The sequence below is a fragment of the Xylophilus sp. PBN-3R genome, assembly GCF_057747805.1.
Map to the genome: position 1 here is coordinate 517102 of NZ_CM173225.1, position 12650 is coordinate 529751.

Consider the following 12650-nt stretch of genomic DNA (forward strand, 5'->3'; position numbering starts at 1 on the left):
TCGTCTTCCCAACCTATTACCGGAGACCCTCATGCAGCGTTTCGACTTTCCGATGGCGAACAGCAGTTTCGGGTTCGGCCTCGCGCCGCTGGCCAGACAGGCCGGCCCCGCCCCTCGGCCGCTCGGTTCCGACGGCACGACCGATGTGGATCCCACCGCCTATCCTCTGCAGATCGATCCGGGGATGCGGCCCCGGAGAGGCGCGCCCGGGCGGGAGGGAAAAGAACTCGCCATGCATCTCAGCCCGGAAATGCGTCGGCTGTTGGATATTCCGGAGAAGCAGGACGACGGCACGGCCCGCTTCGCGGCATCTGCCGAAACCGCCGTGGCCACCACGGCGACGACGGCGGTATCGACCGTCCGGCCGCCCCTGAGCGCGGACGAACGGGAACGGCTGCTGGCGCACGGCCCTGCTGAACTGTTGAGGAAATACGTCGCGATGTGGCATTCGGCCCCGATGCGGGCAATGCCGCAACGCGATGTGGTGCTGCGGCAGTGGACCGTCGCCTTGCTGCGCGACCTGAAGACCGCCAAGGTCAGCCAGCAAAATATCGACCGCCTGGCGTTCGCCTTCGGCGCCATGCGCGACGCATCCGACCTGCTGGAACGCCGGATGCGGCTTGCGCTGGCCGATATCGGCACCTCGCCTTTTGCAGAGCGTATGCAGCGCGCAGGCGTGACGGCCGATCAGGTGCGCGCCAGCCTCTACCGCCATGCCAACGATGTGCTGCAAGACCTTCAGCGCGAAGCCCTCCGTGGAACCGTGGTTTTCCCGCTGGTGCCCGGTGCACGTCAGCTGATGACCCAGGCGCTGCGGCACGCCGCGCAAGGCAGTGCCGACGGTGCAGCCAAACCTCCGGAAGACGAAAATACCGGCCGCAGCCAACCGCCCTCGGAAGCACCGACGGCTCAGGTCGCGACCCAGTTGCCGCCGCAGTCGCCCGATTTGCCCGCCATCGGCAACCGGGCCCAGGCGTTGCAGGCGTTGAAGGACTTCGAAGCTGCAAAAATGGCGCGCCTTCCGCAACTGGGGCAAGGTGACGGTGCGACGGTGCAGCTGTCGCTGGGAATCGTGCATTTCAACGACCTCCACGACCTGGTTTCAACCGTTCCCTGCGCGGCGATCCGCACACCGCAGGGGCGGCAACAGGCGGGCGTGCGCGACGATGTCTACCGGCCCCTGCCCGACATCGTCCACGCGCCGGGCTACACCGCTGTGTACCCGTTCATCGACAACCTGCTGTCGGCGCCACTCAGAACCTATGTCTGCGGTCAGGTGGTGGTGGCCGCCCGCCTCAATACGCAGTCGAACAATGTCCGGTTCAGCAGCGACTTCGAATATTGGCGCGGCACCGACGTCTATACCGACGACGTGGTCGAAGCACAGAAACTCGCCATGTGGAACCGCATATTCCACGAGGCTTTCCGCATGTCGCTCGGCGCCGATATCGAGACCGCGGATCCGATATTGCCGCCGGCTTAGCCCGGCGGGCGGTGGGCCTCGACAGATCTCAGCGGACGGTGTTCTGGCGCGCACGGGTCTGGTTGTGACCCCCGATGTGGTCGTCGCGGTCGCCGCGGCTTTCCGGTGTCCGCCGCGCTTCGTTGCGCTGGGTGGCGCTGCCGCCGTCCTGGTTGTTTCCGGCGTCCCGGGCCACTGGCAGGCCGCCAGTATCGCGACGATCACCGGGCTTGTCCTGATTGGTTCCCTGTTTGGCACGTTGCATGAGATCTCCTTGTCATCGTGAATCGGTTTCGGAGCTTTCATGCTGGACCTCGAGCATTCGGCCTGTGTGTCGGACAACTTCGCCGCTGACGTAAGCCCGGAGGAACGCGGCATACGCCACCCGGCGTATTGGCCCGGCGGACCGGTCTCCCTACAGTCCGTTACGTCCCCTGCCGGCTTTTCTGCGGAATCCGCGAGATCCCGCAAGACCCCATCGCCGGCAGCGCGGCCACAACACTTTTACTGGAGAGAGTCATGCAACGTCGCTTCACCCTCAAGGCACTCACCGCCTCCCTCGTCCTGGCCGGTGCCGTTCCGGCATTCGCCGCCGACACCATCAAGGTCGGCATCCTGCACAGCCTGTCGGGCACCATGGCCATCTCCGAAACCGCGTTGAAGGACGTGGCGCTGATGACCATCGCCGAGATCAACGCCAAGGGCGGCGTGATGGGTAAACAACTCGAAGCGGTGGTGGTCGATCCGGCCTCCAACTGGCCGCTGTTCGCTGAAAAGACCAAACAGCTGCTGGGCCAGGACAAGGTCTCGGTCATGTTCGGCTGCTGGACCTCGGTGTCGCGCAAGTCGGTGCTGCCGGTGGTCGAGGAAATGAACGGCCTGCTGTTCTACCCGGTGCAGTACGAAGGCGAAGAGCTGAGCAAGAACGTCTTCTACACGGGTGCCGCTCCCAACCAGCAAGCCATTCCGGCCGTCGAATACCTGATGAGCAAGGACGGCGGCTCGGCCAAGCGTTTCGTGCTGCTGGGCACCGACTACGTGTACCCCCGCACCACCAACAAGATCCTGCGCGCCTTCCTGAAAAGCAAGGGCGTGAAGGACTCGGACATCGACGAGAAGTACACCCCCTTCGGCCACAGCGACTACCAGACCATCGTTGCCGACATCAAGAAGTTCTCGCAAGGCGGCAAGACAGCTGTCATCTCGACCATCAACGGCGATTCGAACGTTCCTTTCTACAAGGAACTCGGCAACGCGGGCCTGAAGGCCAAGGACGTGCCGGTCGTCGCCTTCTCGGTGGGCGAAGAAGAACTGCGCGGCGTGGACACCAAACCCCTGGTCGGCCACCTGGCTGCCTGGAACTACTTCATGTCGCTGAAGAACCCGACCAACACGGCCTTCATCAAGTCGTGGAGCGACTACGCCAAGAAGATGAAGATCCCCGGCCAGATGGACAAGCCGCTGACCAACGATCCGATGGAAGCCACCTACGTCGGCATGTACATGTGGAAGCAGGCAGTCGAGAAGGCCAAGTCCACCGACACCGACAAGGTCATCGCCGCCATGTCCGGCCAGACCTTCAAGGCCCCGGACGGCTTCACCATCAAGATGGACGAGAAGAACCACCACCTGCACAAGCCGGTGTTCATCGGTGAAATCAAGGCCGACGGCCAGTTCAACGTGGTGTGGAAGACCCCCGCTCCGATCAAGGCCAAGCCCTGGAGCCCGTACATTGAAGGCAACGACAAGAAGAAGGACGAGCCCGAGAAGAAGTGAGCGCCTGAGCCCGGCGGCAGGCGCCCCGGGCTGCGTTCGACTGCCCTGCATGCCCGTTTTTCGCGGGCTTGCAGGGTTTTTTGTTTCTGGCCGGAGCGCGCTCTGTTTCGGTTCGCCGAACCCGCTTGCGCCAGGGTCCGGCGCCATGTTCGGTTCATGCCAAGAATCCTGATGCCCCGTCTTGGGGTTTCCATCTCAGGTGCCTTCGTGACCGGTTTCAGTTCCATCCGTTTTTCGGGCACTCCGGGTGACCCGGCGCCTCCCGCCTTGGCCTCGTCCGTGTCGTCGTCCTTGTCCTCGTACGGAGGCGAGCACGCGAACGGCGTACGTCCGCCGCACTACGCCCGCCCTCTGGCGCCGGAAGATGTCCTGTCGGGGTTGCCGGCCTACGGGCCCCGGCAGGCGACGTATTCGCAGTCCTGGGACGGCGAACATGACTTCAGTCCGGTGGCCCGGACCTACGCAACGCCGAAGATTCTGAGCGAAGACTTCGGCGCGGTCCGAACTCCACAGGGAATGCGCGAGAAGATTGCCCACGCCTTGCAAAGGCTGAAGGAGCAGCAGCGCGATCCGTCGCAGCCGGCCCTGCTGCTGGTGGGCGAAGTGCATCAAAGCGCGACTTCCCAGCGGGCCTTGCGCGAGGTCATGCGGCAGGTGCCTGCGGGCAGCCGACTCCACATGGAGTTCGACTTGTCCACGATGGCGGACATGGAAGACTGCATCCGCGCCGAGCCAGGCTTCGTGCAACCCACGCTCGCCCAGCGCGCGCAACAGTGGGGCGAGATCTTCGCGCAACCCATGTTCCTGCCTGGCCGGATCGTGAACACCGAACGCGACTGGGGCCTGGGCCGACTCATGTTCCTGGAGCTGATGGCCTACGGGCTGGAACACGTGCGGCCGGTGGACTCCCGGCGCGTCGCTGCGGCCGAACGGTACGGCGTGTTCAACCACGCGGGCATGACGCGGCTGCGCGAGCAGGGCATGCTGGTCAGTCTGCGCAAGTCGGGTCCGTTCGGCGTAGCGGTCGTCGGTGCGGCACATGTGGCGCGCCTGGGCGCCGAGCTGCGGTCAGAAGGCTTCAACGTCCAGGAGATTTCCTTTGTTCCCGTCGGCACCGACGTCGACGACCAGGCGGCCGATTTCCTGCGCACCACAAGCAGCCGTGTCGGTGCCACCGGCCGGGTCTACGTGGTGCCGGACGCCAAACGGTTTCCGGCATACGACGAAGACGAACTTCGCGACGAGGTGGCAGGCGAGTGACGCAGCGGGCGCCGGCGGTCGATTTCCGGGGCCCGCCTGCTGGCGCCGTGCCACCCGCGTGCGGCCGATACGCCATGCGACGTATGGTCGGCCCGCGGGGCGGCACCTAGCATGGGGGCCTGATCCGTAAAGGCCGATTTCCCATGCGCTATTTCGCCGTGTTTTTCCTACTGCTGTCGGGGGCGATGACCGCATCCCATGCGCTGACACCGGAGGCCGCCCGAGCCATGGCCACAGGCGATACCGACGACCGGATCGCGGCCCTGCAAAAAGCCACCGCATCCCCCGACGCCGCCACGGCCGCCTTCGTGCAGGCGATGTCCGACGACGCGGTGAAGATCACGCCCCGGCATGTCATCGTGCTGAAGGACGACAAGGGTTTCGACGCCGCCACCGGCGCCGAAGTGCCCGTCCCGGAAGACGCCGAGGACATCGTCAACAACAACCGCATGCGCGGCGCCTTCGACGGCACCCTGGCATCGCTCAAACTGCTGTCGAAGGACAAGGCGGAACGCGCCGCCGCCATCGATTCGCTGCGCGAGGAAACCGACGAATCGCGCCTGCCGGTCATCGACCAGGCACTGGCCGCCGAGACCGACGAAGGCCTGAAGGACCGGCTGGTCGCCATCCGTTCACGCATCCAGCTTTCGTCCAGCGACGCCACCAAACGTGCTGCAGCGGCGGCCGAACTGGGCAGCAGCGCCAGCCCGGCCACCCGCACATTGCTCATCGAGCAGATGAAACAGGAAGAAGACCCGGCCGCCAAGGCCGCGATGCAGCAGGCCTTGTCGGCCGTCGAAGGCCGGCTGGTGTGGGGCGAACGCCTTGCGGCGCTGTTCTCGGGCATCAGCCTGGGGTCTATCCTGTTGCTGGTGGCGCTCGGCCTGGCCATCACCTACGGCCTGATGGGTGTCATCAACATGGCCCATGGCGAGTTGATGATGATCGGCGCCTATGCCACCTACGTGGTGCAGGGCCTGTTCCAGAAGTACCTGCCCGGCGCCTTCGATTTCTACCTGCTGGCGGCGGTGCCTGTGGCCTTCATGGCGTCGGCGCTGGTGGGTGCGGCGCTGGAACGCAGCGTGATCCGTTTCCTGTACGGCCGGCCGCTCGAAACACTGCTGGCCACCTGGGGCATCAGCCTGATGCTGCAGCAGCTGGTGCGCACCGTCTTCGGCGCGCAGAACGTCGGTGTGGAAAACCCCGCCTGGATGAGCGGCGGCCTGCAGCTGATGGAGAACCTGCAGCTGCCCTGGAACCGCGTGATCATCGTGGCCTTCGCCTTCATCGTGCTGGGCGCCATGGCCTGGCTGATCGGACGCACCCGGCTCGGCCTGTTCGTGCGGGGCGTCACCCAGAACCGGCCCATCGCTTCGTGCATGGGCGTCAACACGGCCCGCATCGACACCTACGCCTTCGCGCTGGGTTCCGGCATCGCCGGGCTGGCCGGCTGCGCGCTGAGCCAGGTCGGCAACGTCGGCCCCGACCTGGGCCAGGGCTATATCGTCGACGCCTTCATGGTGGTGGTGCTGGGCGGCGTGGGCCAGCTGGCCGGCACCGTGTATGCGGCGCTGGGCCTGGGTGTGCTGAACAAGCTGCTCGAAGGCTGGACCGGCGCGGTGCTGGCCAAGATCGCGGTGCTGGTCTTCATCATCGTGTTCATACAGAAAAGGCCGCAGGGCATCTTCGCGATGAAGGGCCGCAGTGCGGAGGCTTGAAACCATGAACAACCATTCCATCCTTCCCCAACGCGCGCCGCTGCTGTCCACCCCGGGCTGGAGCGCCTTCTTCGGCGCCCTGCTGGTGGTCTGCGCCCTGGTGCCGGTGCTGCATCTGGCGACCCCGGTCGACAGCATCTTCCACATGTCCGAATACATGCTGGCGCTGGTCGGCAAGATCATGTGCTACGCCATCGTGGCGCTGGCCATGGACCTGATCTGGGGCTACACCGGCATCCTGTCGCTGGGCCACGGCCTCTATTTCGCGCTCGGCGGCTACGTGATGGGCATGTACCTCATGCGCCAGATCGGCCGCGACGGCAACTACAAGAGCGACCTGCCCGACTTCATGGTGTTCCTGGACTGGAAGACGCTGCCCTGGCACTGGCAGCTGTCGGACAGCTTCGTCGCCACGCTGATCCTCATCGTGCTGGTGCCCGGGCTGGTGGCCTATGTCTTCGGCTATTTCGCCTTCCGTTCGCGTATCAAGGGTGTGTATTTTTCGATCATCACGCAGGCCATGACCTTTGCGGCCATGCTGCTGTTCTTCCGCAACGAGACCGGCTTCGGCGGCAACAACGGCTTCACCGATTTCAAGCGCATCCTCGACATGCCCATCGCCACCAAGAGCATGCGCATGACCCTTTTCGTGATGACCGGCTGCACGCTGCTGGTATTTTTCCTGTTGTCGCGCTGGCTGGTGGCCAGCAAGTTCGGCCGGGTGCTGCAGGCCATCCGCGATGCCGAGACCCGTGTCATGTTCTCGGGCTACAAGCCGCTGCCCTACAAACTCACCATCTGGGTCATCTCGGCGGTGATGTGCGGTGTGGCCGGCGCGTTGTATGTGCCGCAGGTCGGCATCATCAACCCGAGCGAGATGAGCACGTCCGCATCCATCGAAATGGCGGTGTGGGCCGCGGTCGGCGGACGGGCCACCCTCATCGGGCCCATCCTGGGCGCCTTCCTGGTGAACGGCGCCAAGAGCTGGCTGACGGTGACAGCACCCGAATACTGGCTGTACTTTCTGGGGGCGCTGTTCATCGTGGTGACGCTGTTTTTGCCCGACGGCATCGTCGGCCTGTGGAAGCGCCTCAGCCGCAAGGGCCAGGCGAAGTCGCCCGCCATCGCCGCTGCGCAGAAAAGCGCCGCACTCGAAGAAGGGACCGCCCCATGACACCCGAACTCATGCAGGAAGGCGCACGCCGCGCCAGTGGCCTCAAGCGGCAGATGCCCGGCCAGAGCACCGAATCCGGCGGTCGCGAGGCAGGCTTCTCGCGTGTGGCGGAGGCCGGCCAGGTCGATGTGGCCCATGGCCGCATCCTGTACCTCGAAGACGTCCATGTGAGCTTCGACGGCTTCAAGGCCATCAACGGGCTTTCGCTGGACATCGCACCCGGCGAGCTGCGCTGCATCATCGGCCCCAACGGTGCGGGCAAGACCACGATGATGGACATCATCACCGGCAAGACGCGGCCCAACACTGGCAGCGTCTTCTTCGGCAGCACCATCGACCTGCTGCGCCATACGGAACCCGAGATCGCCCAGTTGGGCATCGGCCGCAAGTTCCAGAAACCCACCGTGTTCGAGCACCTGAACGTGTTCGAGAACCTGGAACTGGCGCTGAAGACCCACAAGGGCGTGAAGTCGTCGATGTTCTTCAGACTCGATTCGGAGCAGAAGGACCGGCTGGTCGAAATGCTCCACACCATCCACCTGGCCGATTCGGCCTCGCGCCGCGCCGGCGATCTGAGCCACGGCCAGAAGCAGTGGCTGGAGATCGGCATGCTGTTGATGCAGGATCCGAAACTGCTGCTGCTGGACGAGCCGGTGGCTGGCATGACCGACGAGGAAACCGCACGCACCGCCGAACTCTTCCTCAGCCTGAAGGGCAAACATTCCTTGATGGTGGTAGAGCACGACATGTCGTTCATCCGCACTATTTCCGACATCGTCACCGTGCTGTGCGACGGTTCGGTCCTGGCGCAAGGCACGCTCGACCAGGTGCAGGCCGACGAGCGTGTGATCGAGGTTTACCTGGGCCGATGAAATGCTGAAAGTCAACAACATCCACCAGTACTACGGCGGCTCCCACATCCTGCGGGACGTCAGTTTCGAAGCGAAACCCGGGCAGGTCACCGTGCTGCTGGGCCGCAACGGCGTGGGCAAGACCACGTTGCTGAAATCGCTCATGGGACTGGTACCGATCCGCAGCGGCAGCATCCTGCTCGACGGCAAGGAAATCCAGCGCGCCACGCCTTACGAAAGGGCCCGCGCCGGCATCGGCTTCGTGCCGCAGGGCCGGGAGATCTTCGCTCGCCTGACGGTCGAGGAAAACCTGCGCATGGGCCTGGCCTACCGGCCGGCACGCACACCGATTCCGCCGCAGCTGTATGAACTTTTCCCGGTCCTGAAACAGATGCTGCACCGGCGCGGCGGCGACCTGTCGGGCGGCCAGCAACAGCAACTGGCCATCGCCCGCGCCCTGGCCGCCGGCCCGCGCCTGCTGGTGCTGGACGAACCGACCGAAGGCATCCAGCCGAGCATCATCAAGGACATCGGCCGGGTCATCCGCAGGCTGGCCACCGACGGCATGGACGGCTCGCCGATGGCCATCCTGCTGGTCGAGCAGTACTACGACTTCGCCGAAGAACTGGCCGACGCCTACCTGGTGATGGAGCGCGGCGAGTTCATCGCAATGGGCCCGGGAGCGGAGATGCAGGAAAAGGGGATCCGGCAGATGGTGGCGATCTGAAGCTTCGGGCGGCTGGCGAAACCGCGCTTGCGCCGGCACCGGTCGGCTGAAAGGGGGCCGCCGCGGGATTCAATTCACGGGTCTGGTTCAGGATCTTCGCATCGACGCTCGCCAGCACGCCGAAATCTTCGACGTCGCCTGCCGAGGCGACCACGGGGTGGTGCGGAGTCCAGCCCTGCTCGGATATGCAGTCCGCGATGGCCTGCTGGAGTTTTTCGGAGCCCTGCACACCCAGCACGAACTGGGTCTTTTCGTTGATGAGGCCCTTCTGTAGCAGCCGGTAGAAAAGCGCGCGGGCCATGTCGGGATGCACGCAATTGTTGGGGTCTCCGACACGCCGGCGTTCCTGGAGGACGGCGATGTTGTGCAGGTTCAGGCGGTTGCGTGTCGCGTCGAAACCCATCGACTCGCGCACCAGGCCCTGGCGGACCGCCATCGCCAGCAGCTCGGGCAGGTCGCCCGCGGGACACGAGGCAAACAGGGCGTTGTAGGTCGGTACGTCGGGCACGATGCCGCGCCTCGCTCGGGGGTCGCACATGCCGTCGAAGATGCGCCGGGCGTCGGCATGGCGCCCGGCCTTGCCGCAGGCCAGGATGACCGTGTTGCAGGTGGCGGCATCGGGTTCCAGTCCCAGCGCCGGGCCGTGTTCGAGGACGTACTCGAACAGTCCGAAAACGTCGTCGATCCGACCGCTTTTTTCGCAGGCATTGAGCGCCAGGTTGACCAGTCCGATGGTGGGCATCACGCCACGCCGTGGTCCGTGGTCCAGCAGGTGCTGCAGCAGGCCGATCACCAGGTCCGGCCGGCCGCCGTGGCGGCAGCACTGCATGGCGATCGAATAACACTCCAGGTCCGGCGTGATGCGGCGGGGCGCCATGTCGTTGAACCAGCGTACGACTTCGTCCGTCAGGCCCCATTTGTCGCAAGTGCCCATCGCCACCTTGAAGAGACTGATGTCGGGCTGGATGCCGGCACCGGTCAGGGGGTTGCGCGCACTCTTCAGCGCTTCCAGGGCGGCCTGGGCGAGCGGCCAGTCGGTAGCGTGGTCGCGCAGGACGCGGGTGGTCATTCGGAGTACGTCGCCGGCCTCGGCACGGCGGTTGTTGAACCGCGTGATGATCGAGGCATTGGGTGCGTCGGGCGGCAGTGGCGGCGGCAACTGCCGCGCGGTGTCGGCGGGTGGCTGGAACGCCGAGTCCTCGGCGGGCTTCGGATGGGACGAGCCGGCGCCGGTCGGCGTCGGACCGGCCGCGGGGTCGGCGATGGTTGCCCGATCGGGATCTTCGGGCGTCAGGAAGGGCAGGCTTCCGGCTCCCTGCAGGGGTCGCTGGAAGAAGATCGGTGAACTGGAGGGGAATGTCATGGCAGCACCGTAACGACCGTCCCGGCCCGCTTCGGCCAGCGGACGCAGTGCCGTCGCACCAAACGAATATCCCCCGCGCGGCCCGGCTTGGTGTCGCCGGATAAAGTCGGGTTTTCCCGATTGGCGGCCTCGGGGCGTGAGCCTGAATCACCGGTTCGCCTCCTGGGTCGTCCCTCTTTTCCATCTGCTTGCCGAACGTGTCTTTTTCCAATCCAGCCATCACTCCCACACAAGCGCGCAAGGCGGCCCTGGCCCTGGCGGTCGGCAGCTTCGGCATCGGTACCGGCGAATTCGCCATCATGGGACTGCTGCCCGAGGTCGCCCGCGACATCGGGGTGACCATCCCACAGGCCGGCCATGTCATCAGCACGTATGCCATCGGTGTGGTGGTGGGCGCTCCGGTGTTGGCGGTGCTGACCGCCGGCTGGCGCCAGCGTTCGCTGCTGGTGGCGCTGATGCTCTTCTTCGCGCTGGGCAACTTCGCCAGCGCCATGGCGACCTCTTACGGCCCGCTGGCGCTGCTGCGCCTGTTCGCCGGCCTGCCGCACGGGACCTATTTCGGTGTCGCCGCATTGGTGGCCGCCAGCTTGGCGCCGCCGGGCAAACGGGCGCAGGCAGTGGCGCAGGTGATGCTGGGCCTGACGGTGGCCACGGTGATCGGGGTGCCGCTGGCGGCCTGGCTGGGACAGGCCTTCGGCTGGCGTGCGGCCTTTGCGATGGTGGGTGCCATCGGCGTGCTGGCGGCTGCGCTGGCCTGGTTGTGGATTCCGGATCGCGCGCCCGTCGCCGGTGCCAGCGCCATGCGTGAGCTTGGCGCGCTGGCGCGGCCGCAGGTTTGGATCACCCTGGGCATCGGTGCCATCGGGTTCGGTGGCCTGTTCGCGGTGTTCAGTTATGTCAAACCGACACTGCTGGAAGTGACGGGTATGGGCGAGTCCGTGATCCCCTGGGCGCTGGCGCTGCTGGGGTTGGGCATGGTCGCCGGCAATCTGGTGGGCGCCAGGCTGGTCGACCGGGCGCTGATGCCGGCGATCGGCGGCATCCTGCTGTGGTCTGCGGCGGTGCTGGGCCTCTTCACGTTCACGGCGCATTACCCGCTGCTGGTGTTTGCCAACCTGTTCCTGGTCGGCACCACGGTTGCATTGGCACCGGCGCTGCAGGTACGGCTGATGGACGTGGCGGGCGATGCCCAGGCGCTGGCGGCGGCGCTCAACCATTCGGCTTTCAATTTTGCCAACGCGCTGGGCGCCTGGCTGGGCGGAGTGGCCATTTCGGCCGGCCTGGGCTGGACATCCACCGGGTGGGTGGGGGCGTTGCTTGCCCTGGCGGGGCTGCCCCTGTTCCTGCTGGCCCTGCGTCCGCAAAGACAGATGGCCGCCTGAGTCTTTTCAGCGTCAACCCTCAAGCGCAATACGCCTCTTGCTGCTACCGTTACACCTCCAAACATCGCAGGAGAGGTACGCATGTCAGCTGTCAATGCCCCCGCCCCCACCGCGCCCCTGGCGAGTTTTTTCGAGGGCCTGCAGTTGCCCACCTTGCCGGAGGTGGCGCACACGCTGGTTTCGACGCTGAACGATGAGGACATCCCCTTCGAGAAGGTGCGGCTGGCGATTTCCCGCGACCCGTCCTTGACCGCCAAGCTGATCCGGCTCGCCAACAGCGCCCGTTTCGGCCTGCCGCGGCAGGTGGTTTCGCTGGACGACGCAATCACCATGGTGGGCTTGAACCAGGTTCGCACATTGGCGATGGCTGCCTGCATGGCTGGTTCGTTCACAGCGGTCAAGGGGGTCGACAGCAAGACCTTCTGGCAGGCGAGCAGCGCGACCGCCGGTTATGCGCAGTGGCTGGCACGCACCCTGGGAACCGATGTCCAGCAATCCTGGCTGGCGGGTTTCATGGTGCGCCTGGGCGAACTGATCATTGCGCAGAAACTGCCCGACCAGATTGCCGACTTCGAACGATTGCCGCATCTGGCCGGCGTTCGTTGGGAGCGGGAAAGCAGTGCGCTCGGGTTTACCGAAGCGCATGTAGCGGCTGAACTGGCCAGCCGATGGAAATTTCCGGACAGCATTGTCGGTGCGCTCAAGTCAGCCGCCGAACCGCTGACATCCGACCCGTTCAATCGCCTGGGTGCGATCATCCACCTTGCCGCGCTGCTGGCCGAACTCGAACTGGACGAACACAAATCGCCCGACGACGCCATCGCGGCCCTGCCGGGCGAACTGGTCCAGTTGCTGCAACTCGATCCCGTCTGGCTGCGGGAACACATGCCCGACGTTCAGACCTTCATCGACAGCTCGTTCGGCTGAAAGGGTCTCG

General features: G+C 65.4%; 11 protein-coding genes. 9 read left to right on the forward strand and 2 right to left on the reverse strand.

The features are described 5' to 3' along the window. Positions 1-31 precede the first annotated feature (31 nt). Positions 32-1483: a hypothetical protein gene (locus AC3ANW_RS02430; RefSeq protein WP_488343618.1), complete on the forward strand. Its 1452-nt coding sequence runs from the start codon at positions 32-34 to the stop codon at positions 1481-1483. A 28-nt stretch (positions 1484-1511) separates the two neighbouring features. Here the strand turns inward: AC3ANW_RS02430 and AC3ANW_RS02435 are convergent, their stop codons facing one another. Continuing rightward, on the reverse strand, positions 1512-1727 hold the full coding sequence (locus AC3ANW_RS02435) for a hypothetical protein (RefSeq protein ID WP_488343619.1): 216 nt from the start codon (positions 1725-1727) through the stop codon (positions 1512-1514). A 254-nt stretch (positions 1728-1981) separates the two neighbouring features. Here AC3ANW_RS02435 and urtA point away from each other — a divergent pair, with 254 nt between their 5' ends. The 6 genes from urtA (at position 1982) to urtE (ending at position 8968) form a co-directional block, all read left to right on the forward strand. Further along, positions 1982-3238: an urea ABC transporter substrate-binding protein gene (gene urtA / locus AC3ANW_RS02440; RefSeq protein WP_488343620.1), complete on the forward strand. Its 1257-nt coding sequence runs from the start codon at positions 1982-1984 to the stop codon at positions 3236-3238. A 171-nt stretch (positions 3239-3409) separates the two neighbouring features. Next, complete coding sequence (locus tag AC3ANW_RS02445; RefSeq protein WP_488343621.1) at positions 3410-4498, forward strand: hypothetical protein; 1089 nt, start codon at positions 3410-3412, stop codon at positions 4496-4498. A 143-nt stretch (positions 4499-4641) separates the two neighbouring features. After that, positions 4642-6216: an urea ABC transporter permease subunit UrtB gene (urtB, locus tag AC3ANW_RS02450; RefSeq protein WP_488343622.1), complete on the forward strand. Its 1575-nt coding sequence runs from the start codon at positions 4642-4644 to the stop codon at positions 6214-6216. A gap of 4 nt (positions 6217-6220) precedes the next feature. Continuing rightward, entirely contained in the window at positions 6221-7390 is a 1170-nt protein-coding gene (gene urtC, locus AC3ANW_RS02455) for an urea ABC transporter permease subunit UrtC (RefSeq protein ID WP_488343623.1), read from the forward strand. Further along, on the forward strand, positions 7387-8262 hold the full coding sequence (urtD, locus tag AC3ANW_RS02460) for an urea ABC transporter ATP-binding protein UrtD (protein WP_488343624.1): 876 nt from the start codon (positions 7387-7389) through the stop codon (positions 8260-8262). Before urtC ends, urtD begins: the two co-directional genes overlap by 4 nt. 1 nt (position 8263) lies before the next feature. Next, the gene (urtE, locus tag AC3ANW_RS02465; RefSeq protein ID WP_488343625.1) at positions 8264-8968 is read left to right on the forward strand and encodes an urea ABC transporter ATP-binding subunit UrtE; all 705 of its coding nucleotides are present in this window, start codon (positions 8264-8266) and stop codon (positions 8966-8968) included. On the opposite strand, the gene AC3ANW_RS02470 is transcribed toward urtE, so the two are convergent. Continuing rightward, entirely contained in the window at positions 8904-10331 is a 1428-nt protein-coding gene (locus AC3ANW_RS02470; RefSeq protein ID WP_488343626.1) for a pentatricopeptide repeat-containing protein, read from the reverse strand. The two genes, urtE and AC3ANW_RS02470, sit on opposite strands and share 65 nt — an antisense overlap. A 197-nt stretch (positions 10332-10528) precedes the next feature. On the opposite strand from AC3ANW_RS02470, the gene AC3ANW_RS02475 reads away from it, so the two are divergent. After that, positions 10529-11713: an MFS transporter gene (locus AC3ANW_RS02475; protein ID WP_488343627.1), complete on the forward strand. Its 1185-nt coding sequence runs from the start codon at positions 10529-10531 to the stop codon at positions 11711-11713. 81 nt (positions 11714-11794) lie between these two features. After that, the gene (locus tag AC3ANW_RS02480; protein WP_488343628.1) at positions 11795-12640 is read left to right on the forward strand and encodes an HDOD domain-containing protein; all 846 of its coding nucleotides are present in this window, start codon (positions 11795-11797) and stop codon (positions 12638-12640) included. Positions 12641-12650 lie beyond the last annotated feature (10 nt).

Excerpts from the sequence above, each read along its gene's own strand:
- urtE (WP_488343625.1), top strand. The coding sequence starts at position 8,264 with ATGCTGAAAGTCAACAACATCCACCAGTACTACGGCGGCTCCCACATC.
- urtC (WP_488343623.1), top strand. The coding sequence starts at position 6,221 with ATGAACAACCATTCCATCCTTCCCCAACGCGCGCCGCTGCTGTCCACC.
- urtA (WP_488343620.1), top strand. The coding sequence starts at position 1,982 with ATGCAACGTCGCTTCACCCTCAAGGCACTCACCGCCTCCCTCGTCCTG.
- urtD (WP_488343624.1), top strand. The coding sequence starts at position 7,387 with ATGACACCCGAACTCATGCAGGAAGGCGCACGCCGCGCCAGTGGCCTC.
- AC3ANW_RS02480 (WP_488343628.1), top strand. The coding sequence starts at position 11,795 with ATGTCAGCTGTCAATGCCCCCGCCCCCACCGCGCCCCTGGCGAGTTTT.
- urtB (WP_488343622.1), top strand. The coding sequence starts at position 4,642 with ATGCGCTATTTCGCCGTGTTTTTCCTACTGCTGTCGGGGGCGATGACC.
- AC3ANW_RS02430 (WP_488343618.1), top strand. The coding sequence starts at position 32 with ATGCAGCGTTTCGACTTTCCGATGGCGAACAGCAGTTTCGGGTTCGGC.
- AC3ANW_RS02445 (WP_488343621.1), top strand. The coding sequence starts at position 3,410 with ATGCCCCGTCTTGGGGTTTCCATCTCAGGTGCCTTCGTGACCGGTTTC.
- AC3ANW_RS02470 (WP_488343626.1), bottom strand. The coding sequence starts at position 10,331 with ATGACATTCCCCTCCAGTTCACCGATCTTCTTCCAGCGACCCCTGCAG.
- AC3ANW_RS02435 (WP_488343619.1), bottom strand. The coding sequence starts at position 1,727 with ATGCAACGTGCCAAACAGGGAACCAATCAGGACAAGCCCGGTGATCGT.